The organism is Clostridium sp. JNZ X4-2 (genome assembly GCF_054889485.1).
Genome location: NZ_CM142685.1, coordinates 1868232 through 1886375, shown reverse-complemented (window position 1 = coordinate 1886375; position 18144 = coordinate 1868232). Strand labels below are relative to the sequence as shown.

The 18144-nt window shown below is 32.2% G+C and carries 14 protein-coding genes, 3 pseudogenes, 1 riboswitch and 2 other annotated features; of the genes and pseudogenes, 12 read left to right on the top strand and 5 right to left on the bottom strand.

Going from position 1 to position 18144, the window contains the following annotated elements:
* Positions 1 to 122: 122 nt before the first annotated feature.
* The 4 genes and pseudogenes from ACYUJ6_RS09090 to ACYUJ6_RS09075 form a co-directional block, all read left to right on the top strand.
* Positions 123 to 227, top strand: a pseudogene (locus ACYUJ6_RS09090) (competence protein TfoX); the annotation flags it as partial.
* Between the two features lie 178 nt (positions 228 to 405).
* A riboswitch (guanidine-I (ykkC/yxkD leader) is annotated at positions 406 to 501 on the top strand.
* Between the two features lie 99 nt (positions 502 to 600).
* Entirely contained in the window at positions 601 to 921 is a 321-nt protein-coding gene (gene sugE / locus ACYUJ6_RS09085; RefSeq protein ID WP_461842480.1) for a quaternary ammonium compound efflux SMR transporter SugE, read from the top strand.
* A gap of 110 nt (positions 922 to 1031) precedes the next feature.
* A pseudogene (locus ACYUJ6_RS09080) lies at positions 1032 to 1739 on the top strand (B3/B4 domain-containing protein).
* 18 nt (positions 1740 to 1757) lie between these two features.
* Complete coding sequence (locus ACYUJ6_RS09075; protein ID WP_461842479.1) at positions 1758 to 2462, top strand: radical SAM protein; 705 nt, start codon at positions 1758 to 1760, stop codon at positions 2460 to 2462.
* A gap of 204 nt (positions 2463 to 2666) precedes the next feature.
* Here the strand turns inward: ACYUJ6_RS09075 and ACYUJ6_RS09070 are convergent.
* Positions 2667 to 2913, bottom strand: a pseudogene (locus ACYUJ6_RS09070) (transposase); the annotation flags it as partial.
* A gap of 176 nt (positions 2914 to 3089) precedes the next feature.
* Between ACYUJ6_RS09070 and ACYUJ6_RS09065 the strand changes: the two are divergent.
* The gene (locus ACYUJ6_RS09065; protein WP_461842478.1) at positions 3090 to 4211 is read left to right on the top strand and encodes a GGDEF domain-containing protein; all 1122 of its coding nucleotides are present in this window, start codon (positions 3090 to 3092) and stop codon (positions 4209 to 4211) included.
* 55 nt (positions 4212 to 4266) lie between these two features.
* Here ACYUJ6_RS09065 and ACYUJ6_RS09060 read toward each other — a convergent pair whose 3' ends face one another.
* Positions 4267 to 4836, bottom strand: a complete 570-nt coding sequence (locus ACYUJ6_RS09060; protein ID WP_461842477.1) for a hypothetical protein — start codon at positions 4834 to 4836, stop codon at positions 4267 to 4269.
* A gap of 124 nt (positions 4837 to 4960) precedes the next feature.
* Between ACYUJ6_RS09060 and ACYUJ6_RS09055 the strand changes: the two genes are divergently transcribed.
* The 5 genes from ACYUJ6_RS09055 to ACYUJ6_RS09035 all read left to right on the top strand — a co-directional run bounded on the left by ACYUJ6_RS09055 (position 4961) and on the right by ACYUJ6_RS09035 (position 10901).
* Positions 4961 to 6073, top strand: coding sequence for an alpha/beta fold hydrolase (locus tag ACYUJ6_RS09055; protein WP_461845475.1), 1113 nt, complete (start codon positions 4961 to 4963; stop codon positions 6071 to 6073).
* Positions 6074 to 6645: 572 nt separating this feature from the next.
* Positions 6646 to 7392, top strand: a complete 747-nt coding sequence (locus ACYUJ6_RS09050) for a 4Fe-4S binding protein (RefSeq protein WP_461842476.1) — start codon at positions 6646 to 6648, stop codon at positions 7390 to 7392.
* 105 nt (positions 7393 to 7497) lie between these two features.
* Entirely contained in the window at positions 7498 to 7989 is a 492-nt protein-coding gene (locus ACYUJ6_RS09045; protein ID WP_461842475.1) for a flavodoxin family protein, read from the top strand.
* A 231-nt stretch (positions 7990 to 8220) separates the two neighbouring features.
* On the top strand, positions 8221 to 9354 hold the full coding sequence (locus ACYUJ6_RS09040; protein WP_461842474.1) for an ISAs1 family transposase: 1134 nt from the start codon (positions 8221 to 8223) through the stop codon (positions 9352 to 9354).
* A 263-nt stretch (positions 9355 to 9617) separates the two neighbouring features.
* Positions 9618 to 9671 (top strand) — a sequence feature (sodium ion sensor (DUF1646 type); this cis-regulatory element may regulate processes involved in with the transportation of sodium ions).
* A gap of 42 nt (positions 9672 to 9713) precedes the next feature.
* A complete protein-coding gene (locus tag ACYUJ6_RS09035; protein ID WP_461842473.1) occupies positions 9714 to 10901 on the top strand; it encodes a cation:proton antiporter in 1188 nt (395 codons plus the stop codon).
* A 214-nt stretch (positions 10902 to 11115) separates the two neighbouring features.
* On the opposite strand, the gene asnB is transcribed toward ACYUJ6_RS09035, so the two are convergent.
* Both asnB and ACYUJ6_RS09025 read right to left on the bottom strand, forming a co-directional pair.
* Positions 11116 to 12705, bottom strand: a complete 1590-nt coding sequence (gene asnB / locus ACYUJ6_RS09030; protein ID WP_461842472.1) for an asparagine synthase B — start codon at positions 12703 to 12705, stop codon at positions 11116 to 11118.
* A gap of 46 nt (positions 12706 to 12751) precedes the next feature.
* Positions 12752 to 13029: a binding site (T-box leader), on the bottom strand.
* Positions 13030 to 13213: 184 nt separating this feature from the next.
* On the bottom strand, positions 13214 to 14386 hold the full coding sequence (locus ACYUJ6_RS09025; RefSeq protein ID WP_461842471.1) for a hypothetical protein: 1173 nt from the start codon (positions 14384 to 14386) through the stop codon (positions 13214 to 13216).
* A 165-nt stretch (positions 14387 to 14551) separates the two neighbouring features.
* On the opposite strand from ACYUJ6_RS09025, the gene ACYUJ6_RS09020 reads away from it, so the two are divergent.
* Entirely contained in the window at positions 14552 to 15817 is a 1266-nt protein-coding gene (locus ACYUJ6_RS09020; protein WP_461842470.1) for a DUF4434 domain-containing protein, read from the top strand.
* A gap of 80 nt (positions 15818 to 15897) precedes the next feature.
* Here ACYUJ6_RS09020 and ACYUJ6_RS09015 read toward each other — a convergent pair whose 3' ends face one another.
* Positions 15898 to 17157, bottom strand: coding sequence for a hypothetical protein (locus tag ACYUJ6_RS09015; protein WP_461842469.1), 1260 nt, complete (start codon positions 17155 to 17157; stop codon positions 15898 to 15900).
* A gap of 131 nt (positions 17158 to 17288) precedes the next feature.
* Here ACYUJ6_RS09015 and ACYUJ6_RS09010 point away from each other — a divergent pair, with 131 nt between their 5' ends.
* Positions 17289 to 18080, top strand: a complete 792-nt coding sequence (locus ACYUJ6_RS09010; RefSeq protein ID WP_461842468.1) for a hypothetical protein — start codon at positions 17289 to 17291, stop codon at positions 18078 to 18080.
* Positions 18081 to 18144: the final 64 nt, after the last annotated feature.

The following is an 18144-nucleotide window of genomic DNA, read 5'->3' as shown; positions in this document are numbered from 1 at the left end:
GTGTACAATCTAGTTGCTCAGTTAACTGGTGTGGCTAGTAATTTATAATAAAAAATAGTAGCCATCCATTTGCAGCAGGGGTTGCTATTTTTTATTGCCTTAATAGGTAATACTATAATTGCTCTGCATGTATTTATAGATTGTTAGCACTGGAAGGTGTGATTCAAGGCATTAAGAAAACAGCGTTATCACAGGAACGCAAAGCAGAAAAAGAAGTTTATTTATAATTTAAATTGGAATAGTTAATATATATTTTAAATTATTGTAAAAACTAATAATATTATTTTATATAATTAATACGTAACAGTAAGATTTTGCGAAGGAAGGCATATAGTTGACGCAATCTTAATATTATGCTAAAATCAACCTGTAAGTTTAAACTTGTGAATCATAATTTAATTATATATTTAAGTTTTCTAGGGTTCCGCAGTTTGTAACTGGCCGGTCCGAGAGAGAACGCACATTTAATTGTGTACACGGAAGGATAAAAGCCTGGGAGATATTTTTATAATATTTCCTTAGGCTTTTTTTTATTTTCTTTTAAATAAGCCATGAAATATTACTATAAATCTTAACTACTAATTTAGGGAGGTAAGGTTTATGGAATGGATTTATTTAGTTACAGCAGGTTTTTTTGAAGTAAGTTGGGCAATAGGGCTTAAATATTCTCAAGGACTTACAAAAATATTACCTAGTATATTAACTATTATGGGAATGGTTGTAAGTTTCTATTTTTTATCATTGTCTTTAAAAAGCTTACCACTAGGCAATGCATATGCAATTTGGACAGGGATAGGAACTGTTGGCACCGTAATCTTAGGTATTATTTTATTCAAAGAACCGATTAATTTAATGCGCATGATTTGTATTGCATTTATAGTTCTTGGAATCGTTGGTTTAAAATTAATATCAATAGATTAATTATCGTATATAATTTAAAAATAGTAAAAAATAAGTATAGTTTTACTGAAAGAAAAATAATAAGAAGAAAATATGCAGCTATTTAATTTTAATATGAAGGAGGAATTTTAGTGAAAAAGTTTGTCATTGAAGATGATTTTTGGAGTTTATTTCCAGGTGCCAGGATAGGAGTTGTTGTTTGTCATGGCATAGATAACTCTATAAAAAATGAAAAGCAATATAAGGATATGATTCATGATTCAGAAGAGAAAACCTTAAAATATCTGGAAAATGCAGAATTCAGTAGTAATGAAGTTATAAAAGTATGGAGAGAAGCCTTCAAAAAATTTAAAACAAAGAAAGGTGCAAGATCATCTATTGAAGCATTGCTAAAACGAGTGCATAAAGGAAATCATATAGGGACTATTAATTGATTAGTTGATATTTACAATTCTATTTCTTTAAGATATGCTATGCCTTGTGGTGGCGAAGATATTGATGCATTTGTTGGGAATATAAGATTAACTAAGGCAGTCGGAAATGAAAATTTTATTACATTAGGAACGGATAAAAATGAACCACCATATGAAGGTGAAATAGTATATAAAGATGATGAAGGAGCAATTTGCAGATGTTTTAATTGGCGGGAATCAGTAAGAACAATGCTCACTGAAAATACAAAGAATGCTTTTTTATGCGTTGAATTAATTGATGAAAGAAGATTAAAAGAGTTTGAAAATGCTTTAAAAGATTTAGCAGAAACAGTACGTGATAATTTAGGCGGAACATGTAAGATTTCAATTCTTGATATTAACAACAAAGAAGTATCAATAAAGTAATTTGAGGAGGATACGGCAATGGGCGATTTCAGTTATAAAGATATTTATATTGAAGATGGAAAAAGGGTACTGGAAATTAACATACTTCCAGAAAAGTATTGCAACTTTGACTGCATATTTTGTCCTATTGGAAGGTCTCAAAATAAAGTAGATACTCAAAGGTCATTTAATAAAATAGAAAGTTCATTGGCTGAAATAGAAAGTATGATAGAAAATACAAAACCAGAATTAATATTTATTAACTCAAAAGGAGAAGCCTTAGTAAATGATAAAATCGATGATATTATTGACTTTATCAAAGGCAAAGGTTTACCTGTAAGACTGCTTTCTAATGGATATTTATTAGGTAGAGATAAATATATGAAAATTGCTAATAAATGTGATGAAATTGTTGGAGAAATAAAAATAATAACAGAAGAGGATTTTCAAAAAATTCAAAGACCTATTGAAGGATATACATTGTCAGAATATGTTTCAAATATGGTCGCCTTTAATAAACAGTACAAAGGAAAATTTATATTTGAAATTACTATCATTAAGGGCTATAACGATGATGAAGAATCAATTCAGAAAATAAAAGATATTATTAGACAAATATCTCCTAACAAGGTAATCGTTGCAAGAATGGAAGATAAAAGATTTAAGAAAAAACTTGGTATAACTGATGAAAGATTTGAGAAAATTTCAAATGCATTACTAAATATTTATTGGGAACGTTCATAGATTTGTGTAAAATAAGATAGATAGAGAAAAATCCATTTGGAAATTACTATGGGATTAAGCTCCTGTAGTAATTTTTATTTTTTAGGGAATAACTAATAATGGGATGTTGTAGCTTTCTAATAATAGTATTGTTTGCAATAATACTATTATTATTCATTTTTATACAAAATAGTACGGGCAATAATTTTATATAAATGGTTCTATTCACTCTTTAAACATTATAGTTAATTGAGCAAGTGTATTACCCCAGTTTGGATAAGGTGATGTCCATTTTAACATTATTTGCTCTGTTGCCAGGTTATAGTGCCTTCAGAAGAGATTCATCTGTAGGAAATACTGTTCTTACTTTAGTGAATTTCCTAAGCTGCCTGTTGAAACCTTCCAGAGCATTGGTAGCATATATTATTTTTCTTATATCTTGAGGGAAGTCAAAATATGTAGATAGGTTTTCCATTATCCACAGTTGCTAGAAATCCAAAGCCATTTTCTTTAAAAAGTTTTATTATCTCATCCATTTAATATTCTTCCTTGCCTGTTCTGTTGAGAAAATTGGCTAACAGTAGTAAAATTTTATATATATGAATAAGCAGTGGTAATGGTAAATTGAAGCTTGGAGGTTTCTTATCAATGAAAAGTAAAGGCAAGTATGATATATCCTTTTCCTGTGAATTTGTGGACAAGACTTTAGAAAGAGAATTTTTACATTATGATATGAAGTATTATTCCAGGATCACAGGATATATTGCTCTTATATTTGGAGTAATATATATGTCCTTTATAATTTCTGATTATTTCACCATTGAAAGTCCCTCTTTATTTATGATCATAGTACTAATCAGAACATTATTTTTTATTTTATCCATAATTATATATTTTGCCGTAAAGAAAATCAATAATTATTCCAATCTGATCTATTTGATAACAGCATATGAGATTGGATTTTTTATTTCTTTTATAATGATAATACTTAAATATGGACCTAATGGATTAACACCAATCTTCAGTATAATGGCTATCACTCTGGCAGTATATATTACGCCTAACAAGCTCGTTAATGCACAAATTATTTCTATCTTTTTCAACCTGATTTTTTTCATGCTTTATACTAATTATATAGAGAATATGGAAACCGGTGTACTTTTGAAAGTTATTGAATACAGTATAATATTTATTATATTTGGAAATATGCAGGCATACCTGACCAATTTTTATAGGAGGAAACGGTTTGTGGATAGCAGGGAACTTTTAAGATTGTCAGTAACCGACTCGCTTACAGGCATTTACAACAGGGGGAAATTTGATCAGGAGCTTAACTGGTGGATTGATTATTGTAACAGGTACGGAAATCCCCTTTCACTGGTTATCCTTGACATTGACGATTTTAAAAAAGTCAATGATAATTACGGACATCTTATTGGCGATAGTGTTCTGCAGAATATAACATCAACAATAAAAAGTGATCTTCGGAATACCGATATTTTTGCCAGGTGGGGTGGGGAGGAATTCGTAGTACTTTTTCCAAATACTGATATCCACCAGGCTTTTGAAATAACAGAAAGGATGAGAATTTGCATTCTGGAAAACAAATGTGGCGGAGTAGAAAATGTTACCTGCAGTTTTGGACTTGTGTCCCTCCAAAAAAATGAGAATACAGAATCACTGCTGCAAAGAGCGGATAAATTTCTTTACAAAGCTAAAGAACAAGGCAAGAATACTGTTGTATGTGAAGTTAGCAAAGTTGGGGAATAGGTAAATGCGACGTATAAGCAAATTGTAATAGTAAATAAATATAAAACAAGGTATACTAATGAGTAAAATTTACAACTTTTTTTAAAAGAATTTCCTGGGTATATGCTACAAATTTTATATCGTTTATTGACAGTTCATTTCTAAGTGCCCATTTGATCAATGTAATTACATTATTACAATATAATTCCGACAACAATTCACATGTAATGTCTGTTTTTACTTTATTTAGTATTTCAAATTTAAATTTTTGTTGTAGCTTATTTTTGAGAGCTTTTTCTAAGTCTCCACCCTGTTTTTCATGGATATTGAACAGCAATAGCAGTCTTTCTTGGTTGGGACTGAGTACTTTTTGAGATAATGTATTTAGGAGCTCAACAAATTTCTTTTCTTTGATGTGAGTAAATCTGATTTTTAGAGAAGGATCAAATAATTCTACATATTTTTTTATATTTTCCCTAAGTAAATGGTATTTGTCTTCGTAGTGAAAATAGAATGTTGAACGACTAATTCGAGATTTAACACAAATATTTCCTACAGTGATTTGTGAAAAGCTAAATTTTGTTAGTAAATAAAAAAAACTTTGATTAATGCTTTCCTTAGTTTTAGCAACTCTGATATCTTCCATGTAAATCCTCCTGATATAAAACAAATTTGAATAGTATGTACGATTTCATACAATTTGTATTATTTTGTTCTTCCTTTTTATATTAACTTCTTTTACTCTAGATTAAAAGGAGTGATTTAAGGTGATGACAATTACAGGGAACAAACAACTGGATTTCCAGATCAACCGCTTTACTTCAGATTTTCAAAATGATTCATCTATTCAAAGTGACTTGAAGGATATGAAAAAAAGTATAAAGGATTTGAATTCATGGTGCATCTGGTGGTCTGAATCAGCAGAAAAGAAGGAAAAAGAACAAAAATTCAATATTGCAGCTAATTATTACAAGGCTGCTATGTTTTATTTAACTAATGAGGATTTGAGAAAAAAAGAGCTGTACGAAGGATTTATCAGATGCTTTTATAAGGGATTTCATACATTTAAATATGAAAGATATAAAGTTGCCTATAAAAATAGCTTTCTTCCTGCATTATTTTTGAAAAATCAAAATGCTGATAAAACACTATTAGTAATTGGCGGTTTCGATGGATATTTAGAGGAAGTTGCAACTTTTTTTAAGTATATGAAAGGAACAAATTACAATATTTTAATTTTTGATGGACCTGGTCAGGGAAATACTTCTTCAAGAGGCATGAGGTTTATACCTAATTTCGAGCAGCCTGTTTCTGTCATATTAGATTATTTCAAATTACCCAGAGTAGATGCCATTGGTCTCTCATGGGGTGGATATTTTGTATTACGGGCAGCAGCCTTTGAAAAAAGAATAGATAAGGTTGTTGCTATGGATATTTTTTATACACCTATGGATACTTTAAAAATGAATTTGGGGATTTCAAAATATTGGGTTTTAAAATTGTTATTGAAGTTCAAAGCAAAAAGATTACTCAATTCAATTATTCAGAAAGTTATTTGTAAAGACATTGATTTAAAATGGAAGGTAAAAAACGGATGTCAAATAACTGGAGAAGACAACGCATATGATTTAATAAGGAACTTACAAAGGTACAATACAGGAAAAATAATAAAATTTGTAAATCAAGAATGCCTGTTACTGGCTGGAGAAGAGGATCAATACGTTCCTGTCAGAAGACTTCAAAAAATAAAAAAAGAATTAATTCATTCTGAAAACATCCAGACACATCTTTTTACCAGAGAAACTGGTGGTGAACAACATTGCCAAGTTGGAAGAATGGATTTAGCCTTTGAAATTATAAAAAAATTTTTAGGTATCAAGTAATTCTTTAAATTCAAGTTGAGTCTGCTTAATCTATCAAGAGATGTGGAGCTATCTAGTGAAGGTATTGATATATATAATAATAGTAAGATATTGTACAAGATGATATAATTTTCTTAATAACAAATTAATATTATTTTTGTTTTTAATAAAAATTACCTGATAAAATATATTTATAATGGAATATTTGTTTGGAGGGATTGCAATGAAATAAGTCTATGTGCCAGGTTGTGCATTTAAGTAGATCTTTTGTTTGGAGAGAAAACTGGAATTGGAACATTTGAACCTGATGTATGGTACGATGAATTGCAAAAATTTATAGATGAACATTAGATTGTAATTTGTTTTTAGACAAGGAATATTAAAAATGAGTATCTATTGTCAAGAGTACCAAATCTAACTATAATAATTGTATCTAAAGATGATAATGAAAATATTGAATATGAGTGGTATAGCATAATTGCACCAAAGAGAGTTATCGTGATATTGGCATTAGTACAGCTTTGTTCAAGAAATCTATTTATTGATTAAATTCATTTAAATCAATAAGTAAGTTGATATAGGGGGAATGAGGTATGAAAAGGCAGAAGGTTAGAAAACTGCTGCTGATAACAGCATTTTTATTATTTCCGATAACGATGTGGTATTTTTCACCAGACATCATTATTATGGGAGCCATGGAAAGGATAATTAATGGAAGTTTCATTACATTTTCAATGATGTTGTTCGGCTCAATATTTTTTGGAAGATTTTTTTGCGGATATTTATGCCCAGCAGGTGGTCTGCAAGAATGTGCTATGCTGGTAAATGAGAAATCACTGAAACAGGGATGGAAAAATAATATAAAGTATGGTATCTGGTTTATTTGGATAGTTTCAATTGCGGCATGTTTTATTTTAAGTAAAAATAATGTGACGATCAATCCGTTTCATATGACTGACCATGGGATATCCATATCAAATATTTATGATTATATTATCTATTATGGCGTATTGCTATTGCTTTTTATTCCATCAGTTTTGTTTGGTAAAAGGGCCGCCTGCCATTATTTCTGTTGGATGGCACCATTCATGGTAATTGGTACAAAGGTGGGTAAATTGTTGTATATTCCGCAGCTGCATATCAAAGCAGAACAAGACAAATGCATTTCCTGCAGTCAGTGCAGCATAAAATGTCCCATGAGTCTAGATGTGGAGAAAATGGTATCCAAAGGAGAATGCAGTAACCCGGAATGTATTCTGTGTGGAGAATGTGTGGACATATGTCCAAAAAAAGTCCTGCGATATAGCATGGAGAATAGAGTAAAGAACCATGGCAAATGAGAAGAAAATCAATCAGGTGCTCCTTGATGGTCCATGCTGATCCTGGAACCTGATTCAAGAAACAGAGAAGAATTTTTAATAAATGGAAAAGAGGTATATTTTGTTATGAAAAATAAAATTCTCGTTGTATACTACTCCCTTGAAGGAAATACGAAGTTGATAGCTGAAACTGTTTCAAAAGCTGTATCAGGTGATATACTGGAGATAAAGCCCAAAAAGGATATAGATCCAAACAGCAAGATGAGATATCTTACAGGCGGTAAAAAATCTATGGCCAGGGAAAAACCGGAACTTTTGCCCTATGATATAAAACCGGAAGAGTATGATGCTTTATTTATTGGAACTCCAGTTTGGGCGTGGAATTTTGCTCCTGCCATGAGAAGTTTTTTTAACAGGACAAATTTAAACCACAAGAAAATAGCTTTATTTAGCTGCAATGGTGGGAATAATGGAAGAACTTTTGAAAATATGAAAAGTGAACTTGGGAAAAATGAATTTTTAGGTGAAATTGAATTCAAAAATCCTCTTAAAAATGATACGAAAAAAAATGTAGAAAAAGCCCAAAAATGGGCTGAAGATGTCTGTAAAAAACTATAGTTACCTATTTTCAATTACTACTAGAATTTGTTTTACAGTACTATAATAATTAATGAATATTTAAAATGAAAATACAGGCCTTAAGATGTGCTGATAAAAGCATAATGGCATACAGGGTTAACGCATGAGTAAACAAAGTGTTAAAATGCCTAAAATAGTAAGTTTGGAGCTTCTTTTAAACATATTATTGTGGTATTATAAATCATATAAATTTATATGAGGTAAAATACCATGGTAAAACGTAAAATGTTAACACATTATTTTGGACTTATAACAGATCAAAGACAGGATACAAAAATTAAACATAACCTAACATCAATATTATTCATAGCTGTAGTTGCAACATTAGCAAATTGTGACAGCTGGGTGGCTATAGAAGATTTTGCAAACGACAGGATCGATTTCTTCAAAAAATATCTGACTTTGCCATATGGGATACCTTCTCATGATACCTTGCAAAGAGTTTTTGAATGGATTGACCCAAAAGAATTTAGAAGTAGTTTTATGAAATGGATAGAAGAAATATCAGCAAGTTTGAATGGATCTATTATAGCGATTGATGGAAAGACTGTATGCGGAGCACGTAATATAGCTGAAGAAAAATCAGCAATACATATAGTAAGTGCATGGGCAAGTAAATATAGAATAGTTATAGGACAGGTAAAAACTGCCGAAAAAAGTAATGAAATTACGGCTATTCCAGAACTTCTAAAATTACTAGATATTAATGGATGTATTGTAACTACTGATGCAATGGGATGTCAGAAAGATATAGTAAAAGCGATAGTGGATAAGAATTCTGATTATGTGCTTGCACTAAAAGGAAACCAGAAGCTTTTTTATGAAGAAGTTAAAGAATATTTAGATGATGCAGTAGAAACGGGCTTTAAAGGTATTCCATACAATTATACAATGACAGTAGATAAGGGACATGGAAGAAATGAAGTACGAAAATACTACATTACAGAAAGTATAGATTGGCTCAGTACACGCAGTGAATGGAAAAGTTTAAAAAGTATAGGAATAGCTGTACGAAAGAGTGAAGAAAAAGGGAAAATAACAATAGAGAAAAGATACTATATAAGTTCTCTACCGGCTGATGCTGTAAAATTTTCAAATGCTGTGCGTAAGCACTGGGGAATTGAAAGTATGCATTGGGTACTTGATGTAGTGTTTAATGAAGATTCTAACAGGACAAGAAAGGAACACAGTCCAGAGAATCTATCATTACTTAGGAAGTTTGCACTTAATATACTTAGAAATATAGAAACAGAAAAACCTATGAGTGGCCCAAGGAAAAGGGCTAAAGCAATGACAAATGAAGATTTTCTTGATTCAATTGTAAAGCATACATTTTTGGCTTGATAAAATAGGGCTTATTTTTGATGTCACGGGATATATCCAATAACAAGGACTATCTGGTTAATTAAAAAAAAGCTATTGGTTCATACCACCATATGTGAAAATTTAGCAATGATAGAATTTATTCCAGAGTTTATCTGGGACATAAGAGATTATAACTTTTCATGCGTTTGCCCTGTAATGGCATATATAAATTATTGCGTAATATTTTTAGATATGTTATGATTATCAAAATGATATGTCTGTAGATTAAGCTAGTTAATGCCGGTTGAATCAAGTGATTTGATTTCAAGATAATATGACTTTTAGGGTGGAAAGTCCTTTTAGGGGCTTTCTATTTTTTTGTCCAGGAGGAATTATATATGGAAAAGATATTGCTTAATATTGTATTGATTCTCATATTTACAAAGATAGGAGGAATGATAAGCAGAAGATTGAAAATGCCTGAAGTTTTAGGAGCGTTGATTGCAGGTGTAGTACTTGGTCCGGTTGTATTGAATATTGTACAATATGATGATAATATTAAGCTCCTTGCAGATATTGGTGTAATTATGCTTATGTTTTTAGCAGGTCTTGAAACCAATGTGGAAGAATTTAAAAAAGCAGGATTTTCTTCATTCATAATTGGAGTGGCAGGTATAGTGCTTCCGCTTGTACTTGGAACCTTAAGTGCCTATCTATTTTTTGACAACTTTTTGGAGAATGTATTTGTAGGGGTTATTTTAACTGCTACAAGCGTGAGTATTACAGTAGAAACTCTTAAAGAACTTGGAAAACTTAACACGAAAACCGGTATAAATATTCTCGGTGCAGCAGTAATAGATGATATATTGGGTCTTATGCTTATATCAGTAGTTCTTGCGGTGGCACAAACCTCTGGATCAAGTACTGGAGAAGCGGAAATATTATCGCTTGTATTTGTATTTATAAAAATAATTTTATTTTGTGTTTTTGCTATAATGGGAGTAGTATATCTGCCTCAATTTATAAATAAATTCAAAAATCATATAAAACCAGGCAGGGAACTGCTTACCTTTTCCATAGCTTCGGCCCTGTTAGTTGCATATATTGCTGAAGTTTTGGGTATAGCAGCTATTACCGGTGCATATATATGCGGTCTTATATTTTCATCATTTGCCCATAAGGAATATGTGGAGAGAAACATAAAGGCAATTTCATCAGGATTTTTATCCCTTATATTTTTTGCCAGTGTTGGAATTGAAGCAAATCTAAAGGGAATTAATCTGGAAGTGCTTTTTATCACCATAGTTATGTTTATTACAGCAGTGACTGGAAAACTAATAGGCTGTGGAGGTGCTGCAAGGCTTCTCAAAATGAGCAGGCATGAATCCATTCAAATTGGAACCGGTATGATTTCAAGGGGAGAAGTGGCTATAATTACTGCAAATATAGGGCTTCAGGAGGGAATAATTTCAGAGAAAATATTTCTTCCAACTTTAATTGTGGTAATTTTGACTACAATTATAACGCCTGTTTTACTTAAACTGGCATTTTCACATCATTCCGGGTACAAAAATATACAAACATGATTATTTACACAAAATGTTTATCACGGGAATGTGTGATAACATCCACTAAAGCTAAAAATTTGTTTCCGGAAGCAGCTTCGATACTGAAAAACCCTAAAAATGTGTAAGCCATGTAGGTGATGCTTCAAGATATAAAAAAATATAACTGAAAATTAAAATTTTCAGTTATATAAAACTAAGTCTTATTTATTTTATACAAATTATATTCTCTTGATTATTTACCGCTGGCACCGTAATTTGCCAATACTCTAGCACTGGGATCATTTACGTCACAGCCTTTCCACTGTTTATTCGGCATCCAGAAATCTGCTATCATTTCTGCCTGCCCTGGATAGTATTTTTCAAAAATTTCTCTGTATAACAAAGATTCTTTTGTGAATGGTTTAGCGTGATATTCATACTTGATGCATAGTTTTTCAAAGTCCTCATCAGAATAATAGGTTTCTGCATATTCTTTTAAATAATCTACCATAGAATGTCCTACAGCATCACTAAATGCTGCTTTTTCACGATATAAAATATCCTGCGGCAGATAATCGCCTTCAAATGCATGTCTCAAAAGATACTTGCCCTTGTTGTATTTGTTCAGTTTCTTTTCAGGGTCGATAGACATAACATATTTTACAAAATCCAAATCTCCGAAAGGTACTCTTGCTTCCATCGAATTTGAGCTGATACAACGGTCTGCACGAAGTACATCATACATATAAAGCTCTTGGATTCTCTTCTGCGATTCCTTTTGGAATTCTTCTGCATTTGGAGCAAAATCGGTATATTTATAGCCAAATAATTCATCGGAAATTTCACCGGTCAGAAGTACTCTCACATCAGAAATTTCATGTATTTTCTTGCAAATCAAATACATTCCCATACTTGCTCTTATTGTGGTAATATCGTATGTCCCGAGAATTTTAACAACTTCATCAAGGGATTGAAGCACTTCTTCTTTTGTCATATAAACAACAGTGTGATCACTATGAATATAATCTGCAACTTCCTGTGCGTATTTTAAGTCAATTGCATCTTCGGTCATACCTATGGCAAATGTTCTGATTGGCTTTCCAGGAGCTATTTTTTGAGCAACTGCACATACCAACGAACTGTCCAGTCCCCCGCTTAGCAAGAAACCTACAGGAGCATCGGCATCCATACGTTTTTCTATAGCAGCTACCAATTTATCATGAATTTTGCTGCAGATAACTTCTAGGCCGTCTTTGCAGTAGTCAGCATCTGTTGCAGCAATATCACAATAGCATGTAAATTTACCATCAGCATAATAATGTCCTGGCGGAAATGGCATAATCTTATCTGTAAGACCAATTAAATTTTTGGATTCACTTGCAAATATAATTTTACCTGACTTAGAATAACCATAGAATAGAGGACGAATTCCAATTGGATCTCGTGCTGCAATGTAACTGTTCTTTTTCCCATCGTAGATAATAGCTGCAAATTCTGCATCTAATTTTGAGAACATATCCAGTCCATATTCATAATACATGGGAAGCAATATTTCACAATCACTATTAGAAATAAACTTATGTCCTTTTTTTATTAGTTCCTTTTTGATTTCACGGAAGCCGTAAATTTCACCATTACATATAGCTGCATCCATTTTCCTTGTAAATGGCTGCATTCCGCTAAAACTTAAATCCATAATGGAAAGTCTTTGAAAACCCAAAATACCAGATGGCAAACTAAGAATCTCCATCATATCCGGTCCTCTCGACTCGGTTCTCTGCAATGCTTTTGCAAATTTTTCATATTTCATATCTGTTCCTGTATAACACATAATTGTACACATATTAATAGCCCTCCTTAGATATAAAAACAGCGTCAATTCGTCTTAATAATAGGACGAATTGACGCTTATCCGTGGTGCCACCTAATTTACCATATCATAATATTGGTCTCTTTCCAGCTACTACTGGTATCCAAATAACGCATGGAATACGACGCCCCTACTTTATATGGAACTGTTTCAAACCTTTGGTTTAAAAGACAGTCTGCAAATATTTCAGTTTGCAGCTCCGGAGTGTTATTCAAAAAAACTCTGCCGCTGGGTTCACACTATCTCCAGCTCACTGTTGGTGAAATATTTTTTACTTGTCTCCATCATAACTTTTATTTGATGAATTTAATTCTAAACTGTGTACATGTCTTTGTCAACAACTTTTTATCATAATAAGACAAAACTATGTATTTAAGTAGTTGGGGGTAACTGTGATAAATAATTAGAAATACAGAAAATACTACAGGATGCGGCAAACATCCTGTAGTATACAATGTATTTCAAAAAATATATTGATAAGTTAATTGCCTGTATTTTCAGTTGTTCCACCAGTATTTCCCGTTGATGAATTTGAATTTCCAGTTGTTCCACCAGTTGATGAATTCGAATCCGTATTTCCGGATGTTCCACCAGTTGATGAATTTGGATCTGAATTTCCGGATGTTCCACCAGTTGATGAATTTGAACCTGAATTTCCGGATGTTCCACCAGTTGATGAATTTGAACCTGAATTTCCGGATGCTCCACCAGTTGATGTCTTTGAATTTGTATTTCCGGATGTTCCACCAGTTGATGTCTTTGAATTTGTATTTCCGGATGTTCCGCTAGTTGATGTCTTTGAATCTGAATTTCCGGTGGTCCCATCTGTTGATGTCTTTGTATCTGTGCTTTTATTTGTTCCACCTGTTGACCCTGCTGCATTATTGGATTGTCCGTGAACAGTAGTTTTTACAGTAGGAGTTGCTGTATTATTAGGTTTTCCCTTTAAATAAGATTTCCCTAAAGCTCCAACAATCATAACTAAAATAATTGATACAATAATTATCATTGCCTTTTTATTTTTGCTGGGTTTCTTATTTTTATGCATAAATTCTCTATTTCCCATATTTGTTGTTTTCCCATCGTCTGATGCCTTATTTATAACCTTTGGAAAATCATCTTTTTTATTGGAAACTGCTGCTTTGTTTTTTCCCATTGTTTTCCGTAGTGCTTGATTTATACTTTTAGGTATATTAAACAATAAGGACAGGATCCCATTTTGTTCTATAGAGTCTATCCTCTTAAAATTTTCAGGTGATCTGATTATAATAGCAGGTTTGCTGGGTACTGCATTTTCCACATATAATGTAACTGAAAATTTATCACCATTACTTAAAAAAGGTATATACACATCTAAAATATTATTTTTTATTGAGGAATCAAATTTCAAACCTTTTGTTATCTTGGCATCTGTAATTTTTAAGTTATTTTGTGAACTTTGTATATTTAGAGTTAACTGATGAATTATTTTATTGGATACATTGCTGACAGTAATAATGTATGCAAAAATCCTTTTGTTATTTATCACCATAGGTATACCATTTCCTATGGTACATAATATTTTAGGCGCCAGGTTTTTATAATAATCTAACAGTAATCCAGATATAAATGATATTACTATAGTTATAATTGCAGTTTTGATAATATTTATCATATTAATTTTCGCTTCCTTATTTTCTTTCATTGTGTAACTAAATTATAAAGTAGATAAATATTTGTGTCAAACTTAAAAATTAATTAAAGGTTCTATAAAATCATGAAAAATCATATCCATTTTATAGAAGATATAAATAATTGAAAGTCTGATGAGGGGTATTATATGATCAGTAAGTTTCTTTACGGATTGATTAATTCTTATGAAGAAATAAGAAAGAAATATTTTCCACAAGTGTCAGGGACATTTATTCAACCGGATATGGTGATGAACTGGAATGACTTAAAATGGCAGAGAGAGCTTTCCTATTTAAAAGAAGTTAAAATGAAGTATATTGTTATGAATACTTTTATTGTTCAAAATCAAGATATTAGGAGAATATATAAAACCTCAATAAAAAATGAAAGTAAAATAGGAGCATACGATGTAGTAGATATATGTCTAAGAAACTGTGAAAAAGCTGGATTTAAAGTATTCCTGGGAATTGATTATAACAGTATGTGGTGGAAAATGGGACCTAGAAAACCAGAATGGCTGTACAACCAGATGAAAAGCGGAAACCTGATAGTAAGGGAATTATATGAAAAATACCATGAAAAATATAAAAATGCTTTTTATGGATGGTATTGGGTATATGAAGTGGATAATCTTAATTTTAAAAACTCAAGGGATTTTAAAATATTGGCTAATGCTGTCAATATAAATTTAAATTATATGGATGACAATAATACAAGACTGCCATTTATGATATCGCCTTTTATGAACTCAAAATATTCAATCCCACAAGTTTATGCAGATAATTGGAAGCATTTTTTTGAACTGACTAATTTAAAAAAAGGAGATATTTTCTGCCCTCAGGACTCAGTTGGTGGAGGCGGTCTTCATATAACGGAGGTAAAAGATTGGTTTAATGCTCTTAACAAAGCTGTAAAGTCAAAAAAGGGTATTTTATTCTGGGCCAACGTGGAGACTTTTGATCACATTAGTTGGTCTAGTGCCCCAATAAAGAGATTTATAAAACAGATGAAATTTGAGAATCCATTTGTAGATGACATGATAACTTTTGCCTATAGTCATTATTATAGCCCAAATAATATAAACAGCGGTTTTCACAGGGCTTATAAAAGATATTTGTACCAGCATGAAATTTATAATAAAAAACCCCATGCACCCCAATGGATTAAAATTAATAAAGGAAATAATGAGACTTTGATTCAATGGGAAACAACTAAAAATGTAGCAGGGTATAAATTATATTGTAATGGAAAGGAAATATATTCACCCTCAGTTCAGAGAAAGTATGGAGGGAATAATAAACAATCATTAGGAGAATTTGTATGTAGGAATAGTTCAGAAAAATCCAAGTATGAAATAAGGACTGTGGATTTTTGGGGGAATATATCAAGAAAAATCACAGTGAAGAAAAAATAGGCTTTTATACAAATCAAGGCATATTAAAATTGTGGCCAAGTCTTAAAACTAGGGCCACAATTTCAATTACTATTTTGTATCTAAATTATTGACATGGATTTATTTGTTCTTGCTATGGTAGTATTGTCTTGCTTTCGATCTGATAATTCAGGTACTGGATTTGGATGCAATTCTGAACGATAATCTTCACTTTTCTTCTTCTGATGCTGATGGATTACTACATGACTGGCCACGGCGGAAATGTCATGGTTCATTTTATTTTGGTAATAGAAGAATTTATGATCTGAAGGAAGATCGTGAACATTTTTAAAATCTTCTTTATCGGCAGTCAGTTCAATTTGGTTTGCAAGAAGGTTTCGCACATAGTCCCTGGTGTCGTGAAATTTAAGCAATTCTGGAAAAGCACCAGGAACAACCTGTTCCCACTGTTTGTTTTCATATTTGGCAAGAAGCTGGGCTGCTTTGTGCAAATGGGATATTTCCTGCTGCAGATGCATCTCCCAAATGGATTTTACATTCATATCCACTTCATCCTGGTAGAAGGAATAATACAGATAGCATTCCATATATTCATGCAGCAACAGACTTTCCAGCCATGTGCAGTTTGGGTCAATAAGCGATCCGTATTGGCTTACATGCTGCTCCTCTATCATGGCGATTTCCATGTAAAGCTGGCGTCCAACATCGTTGTAGTATGTATTGCCTAGGTTCATGTAGAAATTCATGGTCTGCTGTTCTCCTGCGGTAATTATCATGGTGCTTAACTTTGTGCGGATATCCGCTGTTTTAAAATCAACAAATCGTTTGGCTTCCTCTTCCGGATAACGGTGTTCTGCAATGGTTGGACGTCCCGGAGTAATGTCTACATATTTTTTTACCAATTGCTGTGAAGGAATGTTTTCATCTAAATCCAATAGATTTGAATAACGGTAAAGATGATCAAAATCCTCCAGCAATGCAAAATCAAGTGCCTGTTTCACATAAGAATTGGGTTCATTTTGTGCCAGCCAGGCGGTGAGATCCACAGCAACATGTTCGTATCCGATAGTTGTTTCAAGCTGTGTTTCATCAATAGGTTTGAGCCAGTTAATGTGTTTCTGCTGCTGTTGTTCAATTCGGCGCAGCATCGCCAATTCCCGGCGCAGGTCATTGTTGCTGCAATGACGATGGAATTGATGAGAGAAAAGAGCTGCTTCTACTTCAATTCCATTCATCAAAATGATACGGACTTTTGTATAAGGATCCACATTTTGTTTTGAATATGACTTTGGATACATGGTTTTCCAGTCCATGATACCATCTTCCAGGGGTATGGGCTTTTGGTCAAACGGATTAAACATTATCATCACTCCTCTTTCTCTCTAGTATGACCATTAGGTTATATAAATATGTATGGATCTCTATTTTTTAGGATATGGAAAGATAATGTATCTGCTGCGAATTTTTTATATTGGATGATGAGGCGAAAGTATTGGAATCTACCTGCGAAAAACATATGGGACTTGATATGAGGAATTCTCCAAACTATAAAAGCAGCATGAAAAATGAAAAGTTAATGTATGGTCCTTATGAGGACACAAATACCATGGACATTGATCTATCCCAGAAAAAATTTGCAGCTGAAGTCACTTTGATGTTTTCCATACCATATACCAATTATTTGGGGAATGAAAGAATACTTTTAGGACGAGTTCTCAATGACGATATGAGCAATGTAATCCAGGATGAAGATACTCATGTATATAAAGATTCCGGAGACAACTATCTATTTATTGTAAAAACGTATAGAGATATATTGCCGGGAACAGCTATTTCAAGAAGCAGGTTTGAAGACAATACTTTCACTAAGGGTGATAACCTTAAAGAGGGAGTAAGAACATCTAACTGGGGAGTTGTCAAAATTAAAAAACATACGGAATTTGAAATAAGATTCACTGATCCTAAAACAGGAGATTTACATCAAGGCGTAAAAAATACTATAAAGAATGGGAGCAATTTAGACTGCTGGCCCGGTTATCCGGATTACAGGCACATAATGGTGGGTGGAAAGGGCATTTTGATAAATCCACCTTACAGCAATGAAATATGGGGTATGATGTGTGAAGGTGATATATCCGAAATATATAATTTCAAAAGTATAAGTCTTAAAATGCCACTTATAATATCAGCTGTTACAGCCTTAGTTATAATAATAAAACTGAATTTTATAATACTAATGCAGAAAAAAATAAAAAAATTCTATTATTGGATTGGTGTTTTATGATATTATTATAATAAGGAAATTTTATATTTCAAGGAGGAATTTTTAATGAAATCACAGCCTGAGC